The organism is Pseudomonas sp. NFPP12 (assembly GCF_900103205.1).
GTDB lineage: Bacteria > Pseudomonadota > Gammaproteobacteria > Pseudomonadales > Pseudomonadaceae > Aquipseudomonas > Aquipseudomonas protegens.
Genome location: NZ_FMWW01000003.1, coordinates 335,472 through 358,139, shown reverse-complemented (window position 1 = coordinate 358,139; position 22,668 = coordinate 335,472). Strand labels below are relative to the sequence as shown.

Annotated in this window: 23 protein-coding genes and 1 pseudogene; 11 read left to right on the top strand and 13 right to left on the bottom strand. The window is 61.4% G+C overall.

Annotated elements, in window-relative coordinates; translation table 11 throughout:
- Positions 1-68: 68 nt before the first annotated feature.
- The 5 genes from BLS75_RS14460 (at position 69) to recX (ending at position 3,777) form a co-directional block, all read left to right on the top strand.
- Complete coding sequence (locus BLS75_RS14460) at positions 69-584, top strand: hypothetical protein (RefSeq protein ID WP_072451140.1); 516 nt, start codon at positions 69-71, stop codon at positions 582-584.
- A gap of 269 nt (positions 585-853) precedes the next feature.
- Positions 854-1,495: a hypothetical protein gene (locus tag BLS75_RS14455; protein ID WP_072451139.1), complete on the top strand. Its 642-nt coding sequence runs from the start codon at positions 854-856 to the stop codon at positions 1,493-1,495.
- Positions 1,496-1,664: 169 nt separating this feature from the next.
- Entirely contained in the window at positions 1,665-2,165 is a 501-nt protein-coding gene (locus tag BLS75_RS14450; RefSeq protein WP_011059578.1) for a CinA family protein, read from the top strand.
- An 83-nt stretch (positions 2,166-2,248) separates the two neighbouring features.
- Complete coding sequence (recA, locus tag BLS75_RS14445; RefSeq protein ID WP_011059579.1) at positions 2,249-3,301, top strand: recombinase RecA; 1,053 nt, start codon at positions 2,249-2,251, stop codon at positions 3,299-3,301.
- Positions 3,302-3,309: 8 nt separating this feature from the next.
- A complete protein-coding gene (gene recX / locus BLS75_RS14440) occupies positions 3,310-3,777 on the top strand; it encodes a recombination regulator RecX (protein WP_041116266.1) in 468 nt (155 codons plus the stop codon).
- Positions 3,778-3,817: 40 nt separating this feature from the next.
- Here recX and BLS75_RS14435 read toward each other — a convergent pair whose 3' ends face one another.
- On the bottom strand, positions 3,818-4,936 hold the full coding sequence (locus BLS75_RS14435; RefSeq protein ID WP_072451138.1) for an LOG family protein: 1,119 nt from the start codon (positions 4,934-4,936) through the stop codon (positions 3,818-3,820).
- A gap of 443 nt (positions 4,937-5,379) precedes the next feature.
- Here BLS75_RS14435 and BLS75_RS14430 point away from each other — a divergent pair, with 443 nt between their 5' ends.
- The gene (locus BLS75_RS14430) at positions 5,380-5,574 is read left to right on the top strand and encodes a hypothetical protein (RefSeq protein ID WP_011059582.1); all 195 of its coding nucleotides are present in this window, start codon (positions 5,380-5,382) and stop codon (positions 5,572-5,574) included.
- On the opposite strand, the gene BLS75_RS14425 is transcribed toward BLS75_RS14430, so the two are convergent.
- A complete protein-coding gene (locus BLS75_RS14425; RefSeq protein ID WP_011059583.1) occupies positions 5,575-6,000 on the bottom strand; it encodes a quorum-sensing-regulated virulence factor family protein in 426 nt (141 codons plus the stop codon).
- Positions 6,001-6,191: 191 nt separating this feature from the next.
- Here BLS75_RS14425 and BLS75_RS14420 point away from each other — a divergent pair, with 191 nt between their 5' ends.
- On the top strand, positions 6,192-6,902 hold the full coding sequence (locus BLS75_RS14420; RefSeq protein ID WP_072451137.1) for a tRNA-uridine aminocarboxypropyltransferase: 711 nt from the start codon (positions 6,192-6,194) through the stop codon (positions 6,900-6,902).
- On the opposite strand, the gene BLS75_RS14415 is transcribed toward BLS75_RS14420, so the two are convergent.
- Complete coding sequence (locus BLS75_RS14415) at positions 6,886-7,791, bottom strand: DMT family transporter (RefSeq protein ID WP_072451136.1); 906 nt, start codon at positions 7,789-7,791, stop codon at positions 6,886-6,888. The genes BLS75_RS14420 and BLS75_RS14415 overlap by 17 nt on opposite strands.
- Before the next feature lie 238 nt (positions 7,792-8,029).
- Between BLS75_RS14415 and erdR the strand changes: the two genes are divergently transcribed.
- Together erdR and BLS75_RS14405 are read left to right on the top strand one after the other, a co-directional pair.
- A complete protein-coding gene (gene erdR, locus BLS75_RS14410; protein ID WP_011059586.1) occupies positions 8,030-8,680 on the top strand; it encodes a response regulator transcription factor ErdR in 651 nt (216 codons plus the stop codon).
- 75 nt (positions 8,681-8,755) lie between these two features.
- Positions 8,756-9,118 carry a diacylglycerol kinase gene (locus tag BLS75_RS14405; RefSeq protein WP_011059587.1) on the top strand — a complete coding sequence of 121 codons (363 nt, stop codon included), beginning with the start codon at positions 8,756-8,758 and terminating at the stop codon, positions 9,116-9,118.
- Between the two features lies 1 nt (position 9,119).
- On the opposite strand, the gene BLS75_RS14400 is transcribed toward BLS75_RS14405, so the two are convergent.
- The gene (locus BLS75_RS14400) at positions 9,120-10,046 is read right to left on the bottom strand and encodes a LysR family transcriptional regulator (protein WP_011059588.1); all 927 of its coding nucleotides are present in this window, start codon (positions 10,044-10,046) and stop codon (positions 9,120-9,122) included.
- 119 nt (positions 10,047-10,165) lie between these two features.
- Between BLS75_RS14400 and fpr the strand changes: the two genes are divergently transcribed.
- Positions 10,166-10,945, top strand: a complete 780-nt coding sequence (gene fpr, locus BLS75_RS14395; RefSeq protein WP_003198368.1) for a ferredoxin-NADP reductase — start codon at positions 10,166-10,168, stop codon at positions 10,943-10,945.
- 122 nt (positions 10,946-11,067) lie between these two features.
- Here the strand turns inward: fpr and tsaA are convergent, their stop codons facing one another.
- The 6 genes from tsaA to rimO all read right to left on the bottom strand — a co-directional run bounded on the left by tsaA (position 11,068) and on the right by rimO (position 16,026).
- Entirely contained in the window at positions 11,068-11,763 is a 696-nt protein-coding gene (tsaA, locus tag BLS75_RS14390) for a tRNA (N6-threonylcarbamoyladenosine(37)-N6)-methyltransferase TrmO (protein ID WP_072451135.1), read from the bottom strand.
- Between the two features lie 118 nt (positions 11,764-11,881).
- A complete protein-coding gene (locus tag BLS75_RS14385) occupies positions 11,882-12,652 on the bottom strand; it encodes an SDR family oxidoreductase (RefSeq protein WP_072451134.1) in 771 nt (256 codons plus the stop codon).
- 127 nt (positions 12,653-12,779) lie between these two features.
- Positions 12,780-13,241, bottom strand: coding sequence for a YehS family protein (locus BLS75_RS14380; protein ID WP_072451133.1), 462 nt, complete (start codon positions 13,239-13,241; stop codon positions 12,780-12,782).
- Between the two features lie 66 nt (positions 13,242-13,307).
- Positions 13,308-14,018 carry an rRNA pseudouridine synthase gene (locus BLS75_RS14375; RefSeq protein WP_072451132.1) on the bottom strand — a complete coding sequence of 237 codons (711 nt, stop codon included), beginning with the start codon at positions 14,016-14,018 and terminating at the stop codon, positions 13,308-13,310.
- Between the two features lie 82 nt (positions 14,019-14,100).
- Positions 14,101-14,574, bottom strand: coding sequence for a GNAT family N-acetyltransferase (locus BLS75_RS14370; protein ID WP_015634381.1), 474 nt, complete (start codon positions 14,572-14,574; stop codon positions 14,101-14,103).
- Positions 14,575-14,688: 114 nt separating this feature from the next.
- Positions 14,689-16,026: a 30S ribosomal protein S12 methylthiotransferase RimO gene (rimO, locus tag BLS75_RS14365; protein ID WP_047284184.1), complete on the bottom strand. Its 1,338-nt coding sequence runs from the start codon at positions 16,024-16,026 to the stop codon at positions 14,689-14,691.
- Positions 16,027-16,347: 321 nt separating this feature from the next.
- Between rimO and BLS75_RS14360 the strand changes: the two genes are divergently transcribed.
- Complete coding sequence (locus BLS75_RS14360; RefSeq protein WP_072451131.1) at positions 16,348-18,249, top strand: potassium transporter Kup; 1,902 nt, start codon at positions 16,348-16,350, stop codon at positions 18,247-18,249.
- A gap of 167 nt (positions 18,250-18,416) precedes the next feature.
- On the opposite strand, the pseudogene BLS75_RS14355 reads toward BLS75_RS14360, so the two are convergent.
- The 3 genes and pseudogenes from BLS75_RS14355 to mprF all read right to left on the bottom strand — a co-directional run.
- Positions 18,417-18,563, bottom strand: a pseudogene (locus tag BLS75_RS14355) (DUF3077 domain-containing protein); the annotation flags it as partial.
- Positions 18,564-18,670: 107 nt separating this feature from the next.
- Positions 18,671-19,969 (bottom strand): virulence factor family protein, encoded by a 1,299-nt coding sequence (locus tag BLS75_RS14350; protein WP_072451129.1) that lies wholly within the window; start codon positions 19,967-19,969, stop codon positions 18,671-18,673.
- Positions 19,969-22,605, bottom strand: a complete 2,637-nt coding sequence (gene mprF, locus BLS75_RS14345) for a bifunctional lysylphosphatidylglycerol flippase/synthetase MprF (RefSeq protein WP_239690668.1) — start codon at positions 22,603-22,605, stop codon at positions 19,969-19,971. Before mprF ends, BLS75_RS14350 begins: the two co-directional genes overlap by 1 nt.
- Between the last annotated feature and the right edge of the window lie 63 nt (positions 22,606-22,668).

The following is a 22,668-nucleotide window of genomic DNA, read 5'->3' as shown; positions in this document are numbered from 1 at the left end:
GCCTGATTGGGGGCTGATGGTCGCGGATCGGCAGGCCCATTTCTTTTACGGATAGCAGGAGTGGCTTGATGAACATCAGCGGTTGGCTGGCCGTAGCCCTGGCGGCTGCGTTGCTTTATGCCCTCGGTTTTGTCGGCGGCGCCGGCAGTGAACGCACTAAACACCAGCGCCTCGACGAGGCTCGGCTGCAGCAATCCTTCGAACAAGGCCAGGCCCTGGGCACGGTCAAGGAGAAGGTGGTGGTCGAGTACGTCGATCGCATCGTCAAGGTCTATCAGGCGGGCGCCACTCTCACCAAAGAGGTTCCTATCTATGTCTCGAAAGCGGCTGATAACGCCTGCGTTGTGCCTGATGGTTTTGTCCGGGTGCACAACGCCGGCGCCGCCAACCTGCCCCTGGCCGCAGGCCCCAGCGTCACTGATGGCGCCGCCTCGGGCCTTGCACTCTCTACCGTCGCCGCCAGCGTCGTCGACAACTACAGCGAATGCCACGCCAATGCCGAGCAATTGAAGGCGTTGCAGCGGTGGGTGCGCGAATCCCAGGCTGTGCTGCGTAGCTCTACGGGGACGTTGCTGCAGCCCTGAGAGCAGGTTGCCGATTCACTCTCCGGCTCCACTGGAGCCGACCGGATTGGGTCGCATCCAGGTGGAAGGGAGGAGTGACAAGGTGACGGCCAGTGATAGCCAGTAAAAGTGCTATCGCGTCAGCGATGCAGGACATTGGCTTATGGCCTCGGGTACTTGGGGATTTATATGAAGTTCGCATTATTTGGCCGTTTCAGGACTGCCGAATGCGCGCGGCTTTGTTTGAAAAATGAGCATGCACGCTCGGAATGAGAACTACTGGAGAAGTTATGCAGAATACTAAAAACATCTTGCTGATGAGCTTGTTTGCACTGATCGGGATTTCCTTCAATGTGAGTGCAGAGACGGCCATGTCGTGGAACCTGGCAAGGGATGTAATGCTGGCCAAGGAAAGTGTCGTGGCGAACTCGCCCTGGACATTCATGCAGAACACATCAGGGGTGAACAAGTCTGAAAACTATACGTTGCTACCTTTCTTCAAGGCGGACGACTGCACTGCTCAACCTGTGACCTGTTGGCAGGACCCGGTATCAGGGGCTCACGTATCGGTCCACTTCAAGACTTATACATTCACTGGAAACGGCAGTTTTGTTATCGCTCCGGGCAATGTGGCGTTTCACCCCGGGAAAAATAGCCAGACGGTTATCCGCTGGAGCAGCCCGGTCGTTGGTGAGGTAAATGTTCTCGGGCGTGTCAACAGCATTCACGACAGCTGTGGCGATGGGGTTGCCTGGTCCCTGAATTTGGATGACTCGGTTCTTCAGTCGGGTAGCTTGGCCAGAGGTACGGGAGCTGTTTTTTCGGTAAGCAAGGTGCCTGTCAGCAAGTTGTCGTCCATCTATTTTGTCCTGGACAAGAAGGCCAATTACTCTTGCGATACCAGCACCATCGACATGCTGATCACCAAGTGACGTGCCTGTTTCAGTGGTTCTGGAGGCCGCGCGTGATTGTCGAAGCTGCGCAAGGGAGATAAACCGGTCCACGAGTACTCAACTCTGATTCCGATCTGACAGCCTGTCACTTGCAAGCCACTTAGCCTGGTGTACGGTAAGCACACGCCAGCCCCATCAGGAGAGGATTGTGAAAGAAATCACCCAGCTTGCCGCTGAACTCGGCAGGCGTTTGCAGGTTCTGAATGCCCACGTCACCACCGCGGAGTCCTGCACCGGGGGAGGCATCGCCGAGGCGATCACGAGGATTCCTGGCAGTTCGGCCTGGTTCGAGGCCGGTTATGTCACCTATTCCAATCGCCAGAAGACCCTGCAATTGAATGTGCCGGCCGATTTGTTCAATTCGGTCGGCGCTGTCAGTCGTGAAGTGGTCGAGGCCATGGTCCGTGGGGCACAGGCCAGGAGTCATGCCCATTTTGCCGTGGCGGTCAGCGGTATCGCCGGGCCGGATGGCGGTTCTGCGCAGAAGCCTGTGGGCACTGTGTGGCTGGCCTGGGGGGCGGGAGAGACCCTGACCACCGAGTGCCGGCACTTTCCGGGAAATCGCGATGAGGTCCGCCGACAAACGGTGAAGGCCGCGCTAGAGGGGTTGCTGCAACATGCTGCGGCAGAAATCGCAAATCAGGGGTAGGCGATCCTCGAACGCTGTGGAATAATACTGGCTACTTATACAGGTGTTGGCCGTCAGGCCTTATTGATTACGTGAGGACTTTAATGGACGACAACAAGAAGAAAGCCTTGGCTGCGGCCCTGGGTCAGATCGAACGTCAATTCGGCAAGGGTGCCGTAATGCGTATGGGCGATCACGACCGTCAGGCGATCCCGGCCATTTCCACCGGCTCTCTGGGTCTGGACATTGCTCTGGGCATTGGCGGTCTGCCAAAAGGCCGTATCGTTGAAATCTACGGCCCTGAGTCTTCCGGTAAAACTACCCTGACTCTGTCGGTTATTGCCCAGGCGCAGAAAGCCGGTGCCACTTGTGCGTTCGTCGATGCCGAGCACGCACTGGATCCGGAATACGCCGGGAAGCTGGGTGTGAATGTTGACGACCTGCTGGTTTCCCAGCCGGACACCGGCGAACAGGCCCTGGAAATCACCGACATGCTGGTGCGTTCCAACGCCGTTGACGTGATCATCGTCGACTCCGTGGCGGCCCTGGTGCCCAAGGCTGAAATCGAAGGTGAAATGGGCGACATGCACGTGGGCCTGCAAGCCCGCCTGATGTCCCAGGCGCTGCGCAAAATCACCGGTAACATCAAGAACGCCAACTGCCTGGTGATCTTCATCAACCAGATCCGCATGAAGATCGGCGTGATGTTCGGTAGCCCGGAAACCACCACCGGTGGTAACGCGCTGAAGTTCTACGCTTCGGTCCGTCTGGACATCCGCCGCACCGGCGCGGTGAAGGAAGGCGACGAAGTGGTGGGCAGCGAAACCCGGGTCAAGATCGTCAAGAACAAGGTGGCTCCACCGTTCCGTCAGGCCGAGTTCCAGATTCTTTACGGCAAGGGCATCTACCTCAACGGTGAAATCATCGATCTGGGCGTGCTTCACGGCTTCCTGGAGAAATCCGGTGCCTGGTACAGCTACCAGGGCAACAAGATCGGTCAGGGCAAGGCCAACTCGGCCAAGTTCCTGCAGGACAACCCGGAAATCGGCAACGCGCTGGAGAAGCAGATCCGTGAAAAACTGCTGACTGCATCGCCAGACGTCAAAGCCAACCCGGTCAAAGAGACCGAAGACGATATGGCCGACGCTGATATCTGATTGATCCAATGACCGCCGTACTCGATACCCTCGTCGCGGTGCGGCGAACCGCAATGGACCTGCTCGCAAGACGCGAGCACGGTCGGGTCGAGCTGACGCGTAAACTGCGTCAGCGCGGCGCCCCTCCTGAAATGATCGAAGCAGCCCTTGACCGTTTGACGGAAGAGGGCCTGCTGTCCGAATCCCGTTATCTCGAAAGCTTTGTTTCCTATCGTGCACGGTCCGGCTACGGGCCCATGCGTATTCGCGAGGAACTGGGCCAGCGCGGCTTGCAGCGCAGCGATATTGATCTTGCGCTGCGCGAGTGCGGTATCGATTGGCAGGAACAATTGCGTGACGTCTGGCAACGCAAGTTTGCCGGGCAGTTTCCTGCAGATGCTCGAGAGCGTGCCAAGCAAGGGCGTTTCCTGAGTTATCGCGGGTATTCCATGGACATGATCAGCCGCTTGTTGAGTGGCCGGGGCATGGACGACTGACGCCGTACCCGCTGCATAATGCAGCGGGCTATGGCTGGGGTCAGTTGGCTTTGCTGGTTTCTCGTGCCCGTTGCGTTGTTTGAGGCTGAGGCCTGGCCCAGTTTTCCGGCAGGTTGATGAAGTCGATTAGCTCGCGCAGGCGACCGTTGTCGCGAGCATTGAAGGCGAATGACAGTCGCGCCAGGTGGCTGAACTGCACTTCGTCGTGTTCCTCCCCGCTGTAGGCATGCTGTTGAAACTGGCCACTCAGGCACAGGTCGGCGAATGCTGTCTGCATCTGCTCCAGCGCCTGCTCATTGAGGTTGTAGTTCATGCGGATGACGAACTGTTGCTTGAGCCAGCGGCTGGAGTGGAAGTTGGCATAGAACTGCTGGATTTCCTGCACCGCTTCTTCAGTGCTGTGCACCAGGCGTACCAGCTTCATGTCACTGGGCAGAATGTAGCGATTGGCTTCCAGTTGGTTGTGGATGAAGTCCAGCGCGCCTTGCCAGAACTGTCCACCCGGCATGTCTAGCAGTACCACGGGTACCAGCGGGCTTTTGCCGGTCTGAATCAGGGTCAGTACTTCCAGAGCTTCATCAAGGGTGCCAAAGCCGCCTGGGCAAAGCACCAGTGCGTCGGCCTCCTTGACGAAGAACAGCTTGCGGGTGAAGAAAAAGTGGAACGACAGCAGGTTCTCCGTACCGCCAACGGTGGGGTTGGCATGCTGCTCGAAAGGCAGGGTGATGTTGAACCCCAAGCTGTGCTCCAGGCCTGCACCATCGTGGGCGGCGGCCATGATGCCCCCGCCGGCCCCGGTAATGACCATCAGATCCGAGCGGGCCAGGGCCGCGCCCAGCTCTCGGGCCATGACGTATAGCGGGTGTTCACTGGGGGTGCGTGCCGAGCCGAAGACCGTCACTTTGCGTCGGCCCTTGAACTGTTCCAGGACGCGGAAGGCGTGCTCCAGTTCGCGCAGGGCTTGCAGGGTTATCTTGGCATTCCAGCGATTGAGGTCATCCTCGGCCATGCGCAGGACGGTGAGCACCATGTCGCGGTAAAGAGGAAGATTCGGGCTGTTGGGGGCTATCTGGTTGAGTTGCGCTTCGACCTGGTTCGTCAGGTCGACACCGTTGCTCTGAAAATGACGACTTAACAGGTCATTCGATTGGTAAGGCATTCAGCTTCTCCTTCTGCACAGAACCTTGCGCACGATCAAGATATTCGAATGTGCCACGACACTGCCTGTGTCGCTGTCTGCTCAGCCCAGCGAATGAGCGAATTTCCGGACCCGATCACAGCTGACAATCGCTGGGCAGTGTTGGGGTCATCCACAGAGGTCCTGCTTTCCTTTATTTGAGAACATTTGCACAGCAAGACGCACAAGGACGGCCTCCTCAACCGTCCGTAAGCCGTTTTGGACATGGCTTGATCATGTGCCCATAAAGTCTTGGCTGGCAACCGCTTGTTCGCGGTTTTCCCCAGGCTGGCACCGCTGGTCAGGAGGGGCGGCAAGGGATGACGGCTCTGATTTACTAAGGTGCAGCGTCTGGCGCAGGAGCAGGGGCCGGAGAGAAGCAAGCGGGTTCTGGGCCATGCAGGACCAGAGCAGGGAGGCAGGGGATGACCATTGTCACGCTGGAGATTGATCCGCAGTTGTATCAGCTGCTGCAAGCCGCTGCCGCTGACCATCAAATAAGCCTGGAGGATGAGTGCCGGCGCCGATTGGCAGCACAGGAACGGCCATCACGATACCTACAGGCCCTGGTCGCCGAACTGCGCGCCGATGATCAGCAGCGGCGCGCCGCTCGTTCGTGATTACTTTTTCTTGGGCGTGCTTTGCGCCGGGCAATCCGACTCCTGAAAGCGCGCCGACGCGACCGGGCGATTGGTGCGGTTTTCAGTGAACTCGTAACGCATGATGGCGCCTTTGGCCATCAGCTTGCGGTAGTTGGGGTTGCGGCAGACGCTTGCCCCAAGTTGCAGGTAGACCGCCTTGGGATTGGCGCGCATCTGCTCGGCATGGCCAGACTGCACGCTGAGGTGGTTGATCAGTTCCTTGCCTTCAACGGTATAGCCCTGGTCGAGAATGTTCTCGTTGATTTCCCGAGGAGTGCCGACGTTGCTTTCCGCAGCGACCTTCTCCAGCATTTTGCCCAGTTCGAATTCTTGCAGGGACGCAGCTTGGGCACCCAGGGGCAGGGCCAGCAGAAGGGCGACGGTAGGAATGGTAAAGCGCAACATGAAACTCTCCTGGTGCAGTGACTGATGCTTCGACCAGCCACTCGACTGTGCGTTCAGTGGCGACGAATTATAGGGGGAGAGGCCGCAGGGCGGTACAGGTTTGAACAGATAGCTCTGATAAACTTGTCCGACTTTTTACCCTCTTGAGTGTTTGTCGTGTTGATTTCTGTTTCTTGCTGGCATGTCCTGCGATGAGTCATGCGGTTTCCCGTCTACGTGATCTGCGGATGGCGCGCGTGGCCAAGCCCTTTTTCGCACGCGGCTCACGGGCTGAACGCTGCCCCCGCTGCCGAGTGATTCCCAGCCATTGCCTGTGTGCCTGGCGACCGAAAGTCGTTGCCCGGTCAGCCATGTGCCTGGTGATGCACGACGTCGAACCGCTCAAGCCGAGCAATACCGGTTGGCTGATTGCCGATGTAATCGGCGACACAACGGCGTTCAGCTGGTCGCGTACTGAGGTCGATCCGCAACTGCTGGCGTTGCTGGCCGACCCGCAGTGGCAGCCTTATATCGTGTTTCCGGGCGAGTTCGTCGCGCCCGAACGGGTGGTCAGAGAAGTCAGGCAGGAGGAGGGCAAGCGGCCGCTGTTCATTCTGCTGGACGCTACCTGGAGCGAGGCGCGCAAGATGTTCCGCAAGAGCCCCTACCTGGAGCACTTGCCGGTTCTCAGCCTGTCCCCGGAGAAGCTCTCGCGCTACAAGCTGCGTCGCTCCAAGCGTGATGACCACTTCTGTACCGCTGAAGTGGCGGCGTTATGCCTGGAGCTGGCCGGCGATGAGCAGGTCAGCCAGGTACTGGATGCCTACCTCGATGTGTTCAGCACCCATTACCTGTCAGCGAAGTTCCAGAAGGCCATCGATCCGGATGACGATGTGCATGCCCGGCTCAAGCCCTTTGTGTAGTCGTGCTGGAATGAGGCTTTTGTGGCCATAGCTGGGCTACCAGCATGCCGCTGAGCATCAGCGCGCAGCCGAAGTAGCCGCGGGCCTGCAGCGACTCATCCAGCAACCAGGCCCCGGCAATGGCGGCAAATACCGCTTCCAGGGACAGAATGATTGCCGCGTGAGAGGCGATTGCGTCCTTTTGGGCAATCACCTGCAAGGTGTAGCCGATACCGACGGCCACCACCCCGCCATAGAGAATGGCCGGCCCGGCGCCGACAATCGCTTCCCAGTGAAGCGGTTCCAGGCACAACGCCAGGATCAGGCTGACCACCGCGCAGGTCGCAAATTGCAGGAACGCCAGGCGAATCGGGTCATGACGGCCGGCGAAAACTCCCACCAGAATCACGTGCCCACCCCAGACGAAGGCGCCAATCAACTGCAGCCAGTCTCCCGAGGCAACGTAGAAGCTGTCGCTGACGCTCAGCAGGAACATGCCCACCACCGCCAGCACGGCGCCGAGCCAGGTACCCAGGCCAGTCCTGTGGCCAATCAGCAGCCCCAGAAGCGGCACTACAATGACATAGAGCCCGGTGATGAAACCTGCATTGGTGACGGTGGTGAACATCAGCCCCACCTGTTGCAGATTGATGCCCAGGGCCAGGGCCAGCCCCATGAGTACGCCGCCCAGTAGCAGCCCACGATTGAGCAAGGGTTCGGGCTGACGATCCGTGGGTGTTTTACGCAGCACCAGCGGCAAGAGGCAGAGTGAGCCGAGGGCGAAGCGCAGGCCGGAATAAAGGAAGGGGCCGATATGATCCATACCGGAAGTTTGTGCGACAAACGCCGAGCCCCAGATCACTGCGGTAATCAGCATCAGGACATCGGCACGCAAGGCTTGGCTGCGCATGATGGCTCTCTTATTAGTTAGCCAGCTAAGATGCCGCAAAGCTTCACGCTTGACCACCCTGGCTTGGCTGGGCATGCTTGGCGCCGATTAGGGCGCCGGCGCTGTTTGAACCACTGTTTTGCTCAGGCTTTTCGCGGCGTTCGTGCTCTTTGGGTGCGGTATTCTGGCGTGCCTCCGTGTTGCTTTGGTGAGGGCTGAATGCATCAGTCCTGCCATGAAAAACAGGATCATTTGAAAAATGGCCACATACGAAATCCTGATTGCCGATGATCACCCGCTTTTTCGCAGTGCGCTGCATCAAGCTGTCACCTTGGGCCTGGGCCCTGATGTGCGTCTGGTGGAAGTGGCAAGCATTGCCGAACTGGAAGTGCGACTCACCGAAAAATCCGACTGGGATCTGGTCCTGCTGGACCTGAACATGCCCGGTGCCTACGGTTTTTCCGGTCTGGTGCTGTTGCGCGGGCAGTACCCGCAAATTCCGGTGGTGATGGTTTCGGCGCAGGAAGAAGCCTCCGTCATGGTGCGCTCCAGAGAGTTCGGCGCCAGCGGTTTCATTCCCAAGTCCAGTTCCCTGGAAGTCATCCAGCAGGCCGTGCGCAGTGTGCTCGACGGTGATGTCTGGTGGCCGCCCCAGGCGTTTGAAGAGGTCAGTGTCTCAGCCGAAGCCAAGGCCGCCAGCGAAGGCCTGGCTAGCCTGACGCCCCAGCAGTTCCGGGTTCTGACCATGGTCTGCGAAGGGTTGCTGAACAAGCAGATTGCCTACGAGCTGAGCGTGTCGGAAGCCACGATCAAGGCCCACGTGACGGCGATCTTCCGCAAGCTCGGGGTGCGTACCCGGACCCAGGCAGCGCTGCTCTTGCAACAACTTGAGTCAATTTCCAGTCATTAACCGGCTGTTTGTTCACGCTTTTTTGACTTTGGTTGAACTAGCTTCCCCACTTCTTTTTCTTCAGTTGCCCAGCTTATGTCGCCTTTCAAAGGTCAAACCGGTCTTAAACGTATCCTTAACGCCGCCGGCTATTCGTTCGATGGCTTGCGCGCGGCGTTCACTGGCGAGGCGGCATTCCGTCAGTTGGTGCTGCTGAATGTGATCCTGATTCCCCTGAGCTTCCTGCTTAATGTCAGCCGGGTCGAGCGTGCGCTGTTGATCGCCGTGTGCCTGCTGGCGTTGATCGTCGAGCTGCTCAATTCGGCGGTGGAAGCGGCCATCGACCGTATCTCCCTGGATCGTCATCCCTTGTCGAAAAATGCCAAGGACATGGGCAGCGCGGCGCAGTTTGTCGCTCTGAGCATGATCACCATCGTCTGGGCAGTGATCCTGATCTGAATCAGGGAATGCTTGGCAGGACGATTTCGTCGCTGCGTTGCACCCCGGCGGTAAAGGCGCGACACAGTTCGAGGAATTCGCGCATGGCCGAGGTCTGGTACTTCTGCTTGTGCCAGATGAAGTAGAACTGCCGGGCCAGGTCCAGGCCCGGGGTTTCCACCGGCACCAGGCTGCCGCGGCGAAACGCATCGCGCAGGGCCAGCCGGGAAATACAGCCAATCCCCAAACCCGACTCCACCGCACGCTTGATGGCTTCGGTGTGCTCCAGCTCCAGGCGGATGTTCAGGGCACTGCGGTGGTGACGCATGGCCTGGTCAAAGGTCAGGCGCGTCCCGGAACCCTGTTCGCGAAGGATCCAGGCTTCATGGGTCAGTTCTTCCATGGTGGCGTGGCCGCGCTTGGCCAGTGGATGCTGGGGCGCGCAGAACACCACCAGTTCATCTTCGACCCAGGTCTGGACTTCGATATCCGGATGGCTGCAGTCGCCCTCGATTAGACCCAGATCAATTTCGTAGTGGGCCACCTGTTGCACGATATGCGCAGTGTTCTGCACATGGAGCTTCACCTGGCTCTCCGGATGCACCTGCATGAAGCTGCCGATCAACAGGGTGGCCAGGTAGTTGCCGATGGTCAGGGTCGCACCCACCGAAAGCGAGCCGAACCCGGACTTGCCGTTGAGCAGGTCTTCGATCTCCTTGGCCTGGTCCAGCAGGGCCACTGCCTGTGGCAGCAGCTGTTTGCCCAGGGCATTGAGGCTCAGGCGCTTGCCCGCGCGATCGAACAGCTGGCAACTGGATTGGCGCTCGAGTTCGGTGATCGAGGTGCTGGCGGCCGATTGCGACAGGGACAGCAGCCCCGCAGCACGAGAAACGCTCTCTTGCTGGGCGACGGCGACGAAGACTTGCAGTTGACGGAGAGTAAATCGCATATCGATATAACCGATAACCCTTATCTTAATAATCCAGTTAACAGATATTGTCGCCGCCATTAGAATGCTGTGCAATTGCGCTCATGGTCAGCGCAGGCAATTTCTAGGAGCCCCCGTACATGAGCAACATGAACCACGAGCGTGTCCTCAGTGTTCATCACTGGAATGACACTCTGTTCAGCTTCAAGTGCACCCGCGATCCGGGTCTGCGCTTCGAGAACGGTCAGTTCGTGATGATCGGCCTGCAACAGCCTAATGGCCGTCCGCTTATGCGTGCCTACTCCATTGCCAGCCCGAACTGGGAAGAGCATCTCGAATTCTTCAGCATCAAGGTTCCAGACGGTCCGTTGACTTCCCAGTTGCAGCATCTGAAGGAAGGCGACGAGATCATCATCAGCAAGAAGCCAACCGGTACCCTGGTACTGGATGACTTGAAGCCCGGCAAACACCTGTACCTGCTCAGCACCGGCACCGGCCTGGCGCCGTTCATGAGCGTGATCCAGGATCCGGAAACCTACGAGCGTTTCGAAAAAGTGATCCTGTGCCACGGCGTACGCTACGTCAACGAAGTCGCCTACCGCGAGTTCATCACCGAGCACCTGCCGCAGAACGAGTTCTTCGGCGAAGCTTTGCGTGAAAAGCTGATCTACTACCCCACCGTGACCCGCGAGCCGTTCGAGAACGAAGGCCGCCTGACCGACCTGATGCGCAGCGGCAAGCTGTTCCGCGACATCGGCCTGCCGCCGATCAACCCGCAGGACGACCGCGCCATGCTGTGCGGCAGCCCGAGCATGCTGGATGAAACCAGCGAAGTGCTCAACAGTTTCGGCCTGACCGTTTCGCCGCGCATGCGCGAGCCGGGTGACTACCTGATCGAGCGTGCATTCGTCGAAAAGTAGGAGCGAGCGTGCTCGCGAAGACCGCCCAGGCAGCGCATTGGTGCTGACTGGGCGGATTCTCCCGGACACAGAAAAGCCCGCGTTGCCTGGAAAGGCAGCGCGGGCTTTTTCGTTTCCGGGGTTCAGCCCGCCGGGACCACTTCCAACACCCGGATCAGCCCTGGCTCGGGGTAATGCCAGCGCACATCCAAGTCCCAGAACTGGGCGCCGTACTCACGCTCGGTCGTGGGCACCTGGTAGGCCGGACGCGGATCCTGAGCCAGGCACTGCTCGATCAGCTCCACCAGGGGCTCCTGCAGACGCTGAGCGTGGATCTGAGCCTGTTGCAGGGCATTGTCCTGCCACTGCACCGGAATAATCTGCGGCGCGGCGCTGGCGATCTCATTGCTCGCCGTGGCAATGATGTCGGCGTAGGGCACGTAGGGCTTGATATCGAGGATCGGTGTACCGTCCAGCAGGTCGATGCCGGAGATCCACAGGCGGTTGGCCTCGACCTTGTCCAGCTTGACCACCGACTGGCCGATGCCATTGGGGCGATGGGTGGCGCGGGTGGCGAAGACCCCCATGGACTTGTTGCCCCCCAGGCGCGGCGGGCGCACCTTGAGTCGCGGCTTGTCTTCCAGTGCCTGGTGAAACAGGAACAGCAGCCAGACGTGGCTGACCTGCTCCAGCCCTTGCACCGCGTCGCCCTGGTCGAAAGGCGCCACCAGTTCCAGCACCCCGCGCGCGGCCGGAGCCAGTTGCGGTTGGCGCGGGATGGCGAACTTCTCCTTGAAGCAGGAGCGCACGAAGCCGATGGGGGAAACGCTGTAGGTCATGTTCTGGGGTCGAGGCTGTAAGGGGGAGGGCATGATAACCCGTTCGCTGGCAAGCCAGCTCCTACAACACCCGCGCCACCTGTAGGAGCCGGCTTGCCGGCGAATTGCACAACATCAATCAGAGACTGAAGCCGCCATCCAGAGGAATGATGTTGCCGGTCATGTAGGCCCCCGCAGTGCTTGCCAGGCTGATGGCCAGCGCGGCCATTTCCTCTTCCCGGCCCCAGCGTTTCATTGGGATCAGCGCCACGTCTTCGGCCAGGGCCTGTTCATCGTTACCGATGTGCTGGGTCATCTTGCTGGGAAAACGTCCCGGCGCGATGACATTGACGTTGATGTGCTGGCTCACCAGCTCCCGGGCGAGGATCCGCGACATCTGGTGCAGCGCCGCCTTGCTCGGGCCATAGGCGTAGGCCTGTTCGCCGAAGGAGCTGATTCCGGCCACCGAGCCGATATTGATGATGCGCGCCGGATGGGCCGCCGAGCCAGCACGGCGCAGCAGCGGCAGCAACTGCTGGATACAGCTGAACACCGAGGTCACGTTCAATTGCATGACCTTTTCCCAACCCTTGGCCGGGTAGCTTTCCAGTGGCGCGCCCCAAGTCGTGCCGGCGTTGTTCACCAGGAGGTCCAGGGAGTCGAGTTGCTGGCCCAAAGTGGCGGCAAGCTGCTGCACGCCTTCCTCATTGGCCAGGTTGGCGGCCAGCCCCCGGCACTCTCCGAATGCGGCCAGTTCCTCGGCGACCTGCTGGCAGGCGTCGGAATCACGGGCGCAGATATACACCCGGGCACCGGCTTCGACAAAGGCCTTGGCAATCATCTTGCCGATACCACGGGTGCCGCCGGTCACCAGGGCGGTGCGGCCTTGCAGGGAGAAATAGGGATGCATGGGAAGTCCTGAGCAGATAGGTGTGTGCCTACCCTAGTCTTCAGGCGCTTGCCGGGGAGCCACTATTGCCTGGGGCAATAGCGGCTCATCAGGGCCGCTGAGAATGTACTGCGGCCGCGCAAGGGGTTCAGCCACGTACGCGCAGGGTCAGGCCCTTGAGAAAGTTGCGCAGCAGCTGGTCGCCGCACGGGCGGTAGTTGGTGTGGCCGAACTTGCGGAACAGCGCGCTCAGCTCCGGCTTGGACACCGGGAAGTCGGCCGCCTTGAGCACGGCGTGAATGTCGTCTTCCTTGAGTTCGAAGGCCACTCGCAGCTTCTTCAGAATGATGTTGTTGGTGACCGGCAGTTCGATCGGCAGCGGGGGACGGCTTTCGTCCTTGCCGCGCTTGAAGATCACCAGGCCATCGAGGAAGTGCGCCATGACTTCGTCCGGGCAATGCACAAAACCTTCTTCCTCATCCTTCTTCAGGTAGCTGACGACATCGTCCAGGCTGACCTTGAAGCCGGTGAGCTTGATGATCTCGACGACCTTCTTGTCGCTGATGTCGAGCATGTAGCGCACGCTGCGCAGTACATCGTTATGAATCATGGTTACAGTCCTGATCAATGCGCGTGGAGCGCCGCGCAAGGGCACGGCGTCTGAATGGGGGCGGCTTTAGAACTTCTCTTTGGCCGACAGGTAGCGCCACTGGCCCAGCGGCACCTTGCCGATGGACACGCCGCCGACTCGTATGCGGCGGATGGCGACGACCTTGAGGCCGACGGCCTGGCAAAACAGCGCAATCACGCCCGGCTGCGGGTTCTTCATGGCGAAGCGCAGGCGGTTCTCGTTCTGCCAGCTGGCTTTTACCGGTGGCAGCTCGCGGCCTTTGTAGGTCAGGCCGTGGTTCAGGCGGTTGAGCCCGTGGTCGATCATCTCGCCTTCGACCTCGACCACGTATTCCTGCTCGATCTTGGCCGCGTCGGCAGTCAGCTTGCGCAGCACTTTCCAGTCTTGGGTGAACACCAGCAGGCCGCTGGCCTTGGGCTGCAGGTCATTGCTGGCGGTCAGGCGCAGGAAATGCCCGCGCAATGGACGTTTGCCGTAGCGGTGTTCTTCGGACAGGCTGTCGGCGCCAATGGACTGCATGGCGCTGTCCAGGTCCTGGCCAGCGGGCACGTTGAGCAGGATGGTCACAGGCTCCGGCGCAGTGGCCTTGGCCTCGGGGGCCAGAGCGACGGTTTGCGCGCCGACCTTGAACTGCGGTTCGTCGATGACTTCGCCGTCTACGGTGACCCAGCCGCCCTCGATGAACAGCTCAGCCTCCCGGCGGGAGCAGCCGACCAGTTCGATGAGGCGTTTGGAGAGACGAATCGGGTCAGTCATGACAGGGGCCGTAACAAAAGAGGGCAGCTATTGTACCTGCCTGGCGCCGGTTAATCGCGGGTCCATTTGCCGGCTGTGGCTTTTAGCCGCGCCGGGCCTGCAGTTGTGCCTGTTTCAGGCGCATGTGCAGCAGCGGGTAGGGCTGGCCCATGCCGTCCTGCTCCGAGCGCCCGACCACTTCGAAGCCTTGCCTGAAGTAGAAGCCCAGGGCTTGGGGGTTCTGCTCGTTGACGTCCAACTGCTGGGCATTGAGGTGTTCCACCGCGTACTGCAGCAGCTGGCGGCCCAGGCCTCGGCCCCGGTGGGCCGGGTCGATGAAGAGCATTTCCACCTTGCCCGCCGCGACCCCGGCAAAGCCGGTGATGCGTTGGCGTGCATCGCGGGTGCAGATCAGCATCACTGCGTCCAGGTAGCGGGTCAGCACCAGTTTGCGCAGCAACTCTATATAGCTGTCCGGGAGAAAGTCGTGGGTGGCACGCACCGAAGCTTCCCAGACCTGGGTCAGTTCCGGGTAATCGCTGAGTTTGGGTGTATGCACGACCGAGTGTTGGCGCATGCCGCCTGCCCCTGAGATAGGCCGCAGTGATTGCAGGCCTGGCAGAGCAAACGATAGACCGAAAAAAGCCCCGCATCTCGTGGCGAGAGCGGGGCTTGGCAGTTTTTTTACGCCTTACAGGGTTTCGGCCCAGAGGTCGTATTCGTCGGCGTCGGTCACCCGGCACCAGACCTTGTCACCCGGCTTCAGGTCGCCCGCACCGTCGATGAACACGTTGCCGTCGATTTCCGGGGCATCGAAGAAGCAGCGGCCTACGGCGCCATTCTCGTCGACTTCATCGATCAGCACTTCGATCTCTTTGCCGATGCGCTGTTGCAGGCGTGCCGAGCTGATTTCCTGCTGGTGCGCCATGAAGCGCTCCCAACGGTCCTGCTTGACCTCGTCCGGGACCACTTCCAGGTCCAGGTCGTTGGCCGGAGCGCCTTCCACCGGCGAGTACTGGAAGCAGCCGACGCGGTCCAGTTGGGCTTCGGTCAGCCAGTTCAGCAGGTACTGGAAGTCTTCCTCGGTTTCGCCCGGGAAGCCGACGATAAAGGTCGAACGGATGATCAGCTCGGGGCAGATCTCGCGCCAGGCCTTGATTCGCGCCAGGGTCTTGTCTTCGAAGGCCGGGCGCTTCATGGCCTTGAGCACTTTCGGGCTGGCGTGCTGGAACGGGATGTCCAGGTACGGCAGGATCTTGCCGGCGGCCATCAGCGGAATCAGCTCGTCCACGTGCGGGTAGGGGTAGACGTAGTGCAGGCGAACCCATACGCCCAGGGTGCTCAGGGCTTCGCAGAGCTCGGTCATGCGGGTCTTCACCGGCGCGCCGTTCCAGAAGCCGGTGCGGTACTTGACGTCGACGCCATAGGCGCTGGTGTCCTGGGAGATCACCAGCAGTTCCTTGACCCCGGACTTGACCAGGCGCTGCGCCTCGTCGAGCACATCGCCCACCGGGCGGCTGACCAGCTTGCCGCGCATCGACGGGATGATGCAGAAGCTGCAGCTGTGGTTGCAGCCTTCGGAAATCTTCAGGTAGGCGTAGTGCCGCGGGGTCAGCTTGATGCCTTGCGGCGGCACCAGGTCGATCAGCGGGTTGTGGTCCTGTTTCGGTGGCACCACTTCGTGCACGGCGTTGACCACCTGCTCGTACTGTTGCGGGCCGGTGACCGCCAGCACGCTAGGGTGCACGTCACGGATATTGCCTTCTTCCACGCCCATGCAGCCGGTGACGATGACCTTGCCGTTTTCCTTGATGGCTTCGCCGATCACTTCCAGGGATTCGGCCTTGGCCGAGTCGATGAAACCGCAGGTGTTGACCACCACGACGTCGGCGTCCTGGTAGGTGGAGACCACGTCATAGCCTTCCATGCGCAGTTGAGTGAGGATGCGCTCGGAGTCGACCAGAGCTTTTGGGCAACCCAGGGATACGAAGCCGACTTTCGGGTTGGCCGGCGCGGAGGGGGTGGACATGTCTAACCTCGGTATTGGGTGTCGAGCCACTTGGGGGGCAAGTGCGACGGTTGGGCGCTGGCTGCGCCTCTGATCAAAAAGTGCGCAATTCTAGCGATGGTCGAAGCGCTTGACCAGCTTTATGCGGGGGGAATACGACGAGCGCTGGACTATGCTTCGTCCCGTTATGCCCGGTTGTTTTCATACGGTGTTAGTTGGTGCCTTAGTGGTAATAAGAATCTGCAAATTACATGGCAAACTGCGCAACTTAAGAGAATAGCGCTTGTATAACCTTGCGCTTTCTATATAAGAAGCCCCGGTCTTGAGTAGTAGGAGTCATTGATGGGTCAGGCAAGTAGTCAGGCGGCGAGTGGCGAGCACTCCGGGGGCAAGCCTCTGGGGATGCTGGTGGCGGCGGTCGGGGTGGTGTATGGCGATATCGGCACCAGTCCGCTCTACACCCTCAAGGAGGTGTTTGCCGGCCATTATGGGGTTCAGGTCAATCACGACGGGGTGTTTGGCATCCTGGCCCTGATTTTCTGGTCGTTGGTCTGGGTCGTCTCGATCAAGTACGTGCTGTTCGTCCTGCGGGCCGACAACCAGGGCGAGGGCGGCATCATGGCCCTGACCGCGCTGGCCAGGCGGGCTTCCGGTTCCTATCCGCGCTTGCGTTCGATGCTAGTGATTCTGGGCCTGATCGGGGCGGCGCTGTTCTATGGCGACAGCATGATCACCCCGGCGATTTCCGTGCTGTCGGCGGTAGAGGGCCTGGAGCTGGCATTCAGCGGCCTGGAACACTGGGTGGTGCCAATGGCGCTGGTGGTACTGGTGGCCTTGTTCCTGATCCAGAAACACGGCACTGATCGCATCGGCAAGCTGTTTGGCCCGGTGATGGTGGCCTGGTTCTTGGTTCTGGGCGGGCTGGGGGTCAATGGCATTCTCCAGCACCCCGAGGTGTTGCAGGCGTTGAACCCGATGTGGGGCGTGCGCTTCTTCATTGTCCATCCGGGCATGGGGGTCGCCATCCTCGGGGCGGTGGTTCTGGCATTGACCGGTGCCGAAGCCTTGTACGCCGACATGGGGCACTTTGGGCGCAAGCCCATTGCCCGGGCCTGGTTTGCCCTGGTGTTGCCGGCGCTGGTGCTGAACTACTTCGGCCAGGGCGCGCTGCTGCTGGAAAACCCTGAAGCCGCCCGCAACCCCTTCTACCTGCTGGCGCCGAGCTGGGCCTTGATTCCGCTGGTGGTGCTGGCCACCCTGGCCACAGTGATCGCGTCCCAGGCGGTGATTTCCGGGGCTTTCTCCCTGACTCGCCAAGCGATCCAGTTGGGTTACATCCCGCGGATGCACATTCAGCACACTTCCAGCGCCGAGCAGGGGCAGATCTACATCGGCGCGGTGAACTGGGCGCTGATGGTGGGTGTGATCCTGCTGGTGCTCGGTTTCGAGTCCTCCGGTGCCCTGGCTTCGGCCTACGGCGTGGCGGTGACCGGGACCATGCTGATTACCAGCATCCTGGTGTCGGCGGTGATCCTGCTGCTGTGGAAGTGGCCGCCGATGCTGGTGGTGCCGCTCCTGGTGGGTTTCCTGCTGGTGGACGGGCTGTTCTTCGCCGCCAACGTGCCGAAGATCTTCCAGGGCGGCGCCTTCCCGGTACTGGCGGGGATCGTGCTATTCATCCTCATGACCACCTGGAAGCGCGGCAAGGAATTGCTGGTGGACCGCCTGGACGAAGGCGGCCTGCCACTGCCAATCTTTATCGGCAGCATCCGCGTACAGCCGCCACATCGGGTGCAGGGCACCGCCGTGTTCCTCACCGCCCGTCCAGACGCCGTGCCCCACGCCTTGCTGCACAACCTGCTGCATAACCAGGTGCTGCACGAACAAGTGGTGCTGTTGACGGTGGTCTACGAGGATATTCCGCGGGTGCCGGCACAGCGGCGCTTCGAGGTGGACTCCTACGGCGAAGGTTTCTTCCGGGTGATCCTGCACTTCGGTTTCACTGACGAGCCAGACGTGCCGGAGGCCCTGAAACTGTGCCACCTGGACGAGCTGGACTTCAGTCCCATGCGCACCACCTACTTTCTCAGTCGTGAAACCGTGATCGCCTCCAAGCTGGTGGGCATGGCCCGCTGGCGCGAAGCGCTGTTCGCCTTCATGTTGAAGAACGCCAACGGCAACCTGCGCTTCTTCAAGCTGCCGGTGAACCGGGTGATCGAACTGGGTACCCAGGTCGAGATGTAATCCTGACCAGACAAAAGCCCCCGTTGCCTTGCGGTAGCGGGGGCTTTTTCGTTTCACGGCCCTGTAGGAGCGAGCTTGCTCGCGATGACGGACCGGCCATCGACATCGATGCTAATGACAGGACGGTTTCTCCCGGAGCCCACCGGCCCCGAGATCGCCCTTGGTCGTTACGCGGCTAGCGCCTGCATCCCATCGTCCACCACCGCCTTGCCCATGGCGCTCAGGTAGTGCGCGGCCCAGGCGTGACGATCGCTGTCCTTGCTGTAGGCGGCGTCCTTGGCAAAGGCCTTGGCCAGGGGCGGCAGGTCGGAGGCTCCCCACAAACCTAACCCGTCCCCAATCAGCGAGGGCGTTTAGACCGTCGATGTAAAAAAGCCCCCGCAACCTGAGGCTGCGGGGGCTTTGTCGGGCGAGGCTCGGCTCACTCTTGAGCGGTGGCCTGATCCTTGGCCTGGCGCTTCTCGATGGCATCCACCAGGCGCTTGGCCAGTGCCGGGTAGTTCTCATCGAAGTGATGGCCCCCTGGCAGCTTCATGGCTTCACCGACGGCGGTCTTGTCGGTGCAACCGCTTTCGTCGACTTCTTCCTCACCGTAGATGCACACCACCTTGGCCGCTGGCAGCTTGGCCATTTCCGGGCCGGTGGCGGCTTCCTTGCCGGCGTTGCCCAGCCAGCCTTCGACTTCGATCTCGAAGCTGCCGGTGCGTGCGAAGGCCAGCAGGATAATGGCGTCGACACGCTGCTGCTCGGCTTCCGGCAGGCGGTTGTAGATGGCAGGCAGCACGTCGGCGCCGAAGGAGTAGCCGGTCAGCACGAAGCGCTTGGTGCCCCATTTCTGCCGGTAGTGCTGCATCAGCTCGGTGAGGTCGATGGCGCTCTGTTCCGGGGTTTTGTGCTGCCAGTAGTAGCGCAGGGTGTCGATGCCCACCACCGGGTAGCCGATCTTGGCCATCTCGCCGGCCACGTCGCGGTCCAGGTCGCGCCAGCCGCCGTCGCCGGAGAGGAACAGGGTCACGGTGTCCTTGGCCTGGCCGGCCGGCACTTCCACCACGGGGATGCTCAGGCCGCCGTTTTCCGAACCCACCAGCAGCTTGCGCAGCTCATTGTTCAGCACTTGCGGCAGGTGAATGTCGTAGTCGCTGATGCTGGTGGTGGCGTTGGGGGTGTCGCGGACGAAACCGGCGCTTTCATCGTCGGGGTTGTCGTTCCAGGCCACCAGCCAATGGCCGTGGGCCAGGGTCTTGGGCAAGGGATCGGTGCAGCCGGGGGCCGGGTTGATGGTGAAGCCCACCGACACAGCCTGGGCCTTGTCGTCGTTCTGAGTTGCGATCCAGCGCCAGGCCAGGGCTGCGCCCGGGCCGATGCCGCTGACCAGGGTGGCCGGGCCGGCGAGTTGCGGCAGGGCGTTCTGCAGGGCTTGTTCCTGCAGCTTGCAGTCGTCCTTGGGCAGGACCACCTGGACGATCTGCGCCGCGCCGCTGCGGCTCAGGGCCAGCAGTTGCTTGTCGGTCAGGGTCGCGTCAGGCAGCACTGCCACCACTACCCGGGCCTTGGCCTGGGTACCTGGGGTCACCCGGGTCAGGGTCGAGCCGTCGGCCTGAGTCAGTTGTTCCAGGGTCGGTTCGGGAGCGGGGCGGTTCCACCACCAGTAGCCGCCACCTGCAATCAGAGCCAGCACCACCAGGGTCGCCAGCAGGTACCGCCAAGAGCGTTGAATCATTAGCGTTTCACCAATCCAGTCAAGCCGCCCGCGATCAGGGCGGCAGTGTCGGCCAATGCGACCAGCGGGTCCAGCCCTGCCGGCACGGCCATGTAACGGGGTTCCCAGTCAGGCTGGAACTTGTCTTTGAAACGGCGCAGGCCCTGGAAGTTGTACAGCTGTTCGCCACGGCGGAACACCATCGAGCCCAGGCGCTGGGTCAGCGGTGCGCCACGCCGTGGTTGCAGGCCAGACAACGGCACCATCCCCAGGCTGAAGCGGGCATATCCATGATTTTTATAATGCTGGATCAGGCCGACCATCATGAACTCCATGGTCAGCTTCGGCGCGTCCGGGTGCGCGCGCATCAGGTCGAGGCTGGCCAGGTCGTGGCTGTAGGTCTCGAGCAGGTTGGCGAAGGCCACCGGGCGCCCTTCAAAACGAATGATGGCGATGCGGAAGTGCTTGAGGTAGTCGTCGCTGAAGCGGCCCAGGGAGAAGCCTTTCTCCCGGACATTCTTGCCGGTCAGCCAGGCGTCGGAGATCACTTTCAGCTCGTCCATCGGTGCTTGGCCCGGCTCGTGGATCTCCAGCGACAGGCCGTCGCGGGTGCCACGGTTCCAGGTGTAGCGCAGGTCCTTCATCTCCTTGCCCTTGGCTTCAAGATCAAAGCGCTGCAAGTCGACCCGGGCTTCTTCGCCGAGCTTGATCGCGGTCAGGCCGATGTCCATGTAGTAGGGCAGGTTCTCCGCCCGTACCTGGTAGAACACCGGGCGCGCGTGGTGCACGTCGCACAGGTCGCGGAACTGCCAGATCATTTCCGCGCGTTGCTGGGTCGGGCCGATGGGGTCGTACAGCGCCACCAGGCTGCGGCCGCGGCGGGCGTACATGAGGAAGGCGTCGTCGTTGGGGTGGAACAGCAGCGCCTTGTCGCCGGTCAGGGCCAGGCCGCCATCGGGTTGGGACGAGGCCATGAGGATTTTCGCAGCTTTGTCCAGCTCCTCGCTGGTGGGCAGGTGGATTACCGGGCGCGCGGTGCGCAGCAGCCAGGTCAGGGACACCACCAGCAGCAGCACCGCGGCGCCCAGCAGCGAGCGCAGGCCACGGGGGGCGTCGGCGTCGAGAGTGAACTGCCACCACAGCTGATGGCTGTAGGGCACGTCCTGATAGGCGAACAGCAGCAGCCAGATGGAAGCCCCCAGCACGCAGACGCTGGCCACCAGGTACAGCGGCGAGAACGGCAGTTCGGTGAGGCGGCTGGGGCGATAGAACGAGCGGCGGAACACGGCCAGCAGGCTGGCGGTGAGGGTCATCAGGCAGGCTTCTTCCCAGTCAAAACCCTTGAGCAGGGAGAGCAGGGCACCCACCAGCAAGAGAATGGTGGTCAGCATCCAGGCCGCCGACAGGCGCCGGCGCAGGCCCTGGGCCAGCAGCAGGCAGAGTACGCCGATCAGGCTGGCTCCGAAGTGCGAGGCATCCACCAGGCGATGGGGAATCAGGAAGCCGATGTGTTGCAGACGGGTATCGATTTCCGGGGTGGCGCCGGAAAACAGCAGTACCACACCGGAGAGGAACACCAGCACCGCGAGGATCGGAGCGGCCAGGCCGGATGCCACCCGCAGCGATTGCCGGGTCTGGAACAGGCGCTGGGCTTCGTTGATCAGCAGCAGGACGCAGGCCACCAGCATCGGCAGCACCACGTAGATCAATCGGTACAACAGCAGTGCCGCAGCCAGGGGCGCGGCACCGAGCTTGTCGGCGAAGGCCGCCAGCAGGATGGCTTCGAACACCCCGACGCCACCGGGCACGTGGCTGAGTACCCCGGCCGCCAGGGCCAGCAGGTACACCAGCAGGAAGGCGCCGAACGGCGGCGCTTCGGGCAGCAGCAGATAAAGCACGGTGGCGGCTGCGGCGACATCCAGGGCGGTGATGATCAGTTGCAGGAAGGTCAAGCGACGCCCGGGCAGGCGCAGGGTACGGCGGCCAACCCGCACCAGCAGGTTGTCGCGCAGAGGCTGTTCCGGAAGGCGCCGGCGATAGATGCCGATGGCCAGCACCGCTCCCAGCAGCAGAATGGCCAGGGCGATGCCCGCCAGCAGGCTTTCCGGCAGGCGCAGGGCCGCGGAGGCTGCCGGCAGGTTGCTCAGTGTGGCCAGGGCTGCCAGCGGAGGCAGGGCGCAGCCCAGGGACAGGCTGGCGAACAGGGTCATGTGGGCCACATCGGCGGCCCCCAGCCCATGGCGGGCGTACAGCCGGTAGCGCACTGAACCGCCGGAGAGCAGCGACAGGCCTATGGCGTTGCCGATGGCGAAGGCCGTGAAACCGCCCAGGGCCAGGGTGCGGCCGGGCAGGTTGACCCCAGCATAGCGGCTGGCGGACCACTCGTAGCCCAGCAGGATGATGAAGCCGACGATGGTCGCGCCCAGGGCGCCGAGCAGGGCCGGCTTGGGCACGTCGAGGATCGAGTCGTGCAGTGCGTAGAAGTCCAGCTCGCTGAGCAGGTGGCGACAGGCGATCAGGGCAATGGCGAACAGCAGCAGGGTCACGGCCAGGCCCAGCGGCTGGCGGTATTTGCTCAACAGGTCCAGCCAGCGCAAGCGAGTGACTGTAATGGGTTGAGTGGTGGTAGCGGTATCGGCGTCTTGTGAATCAGACATGTTGGCGCGCATCAATCACCTCGTGGATTGTGCGCGACAGGATGGAGGTATCCAGCCAAGTTA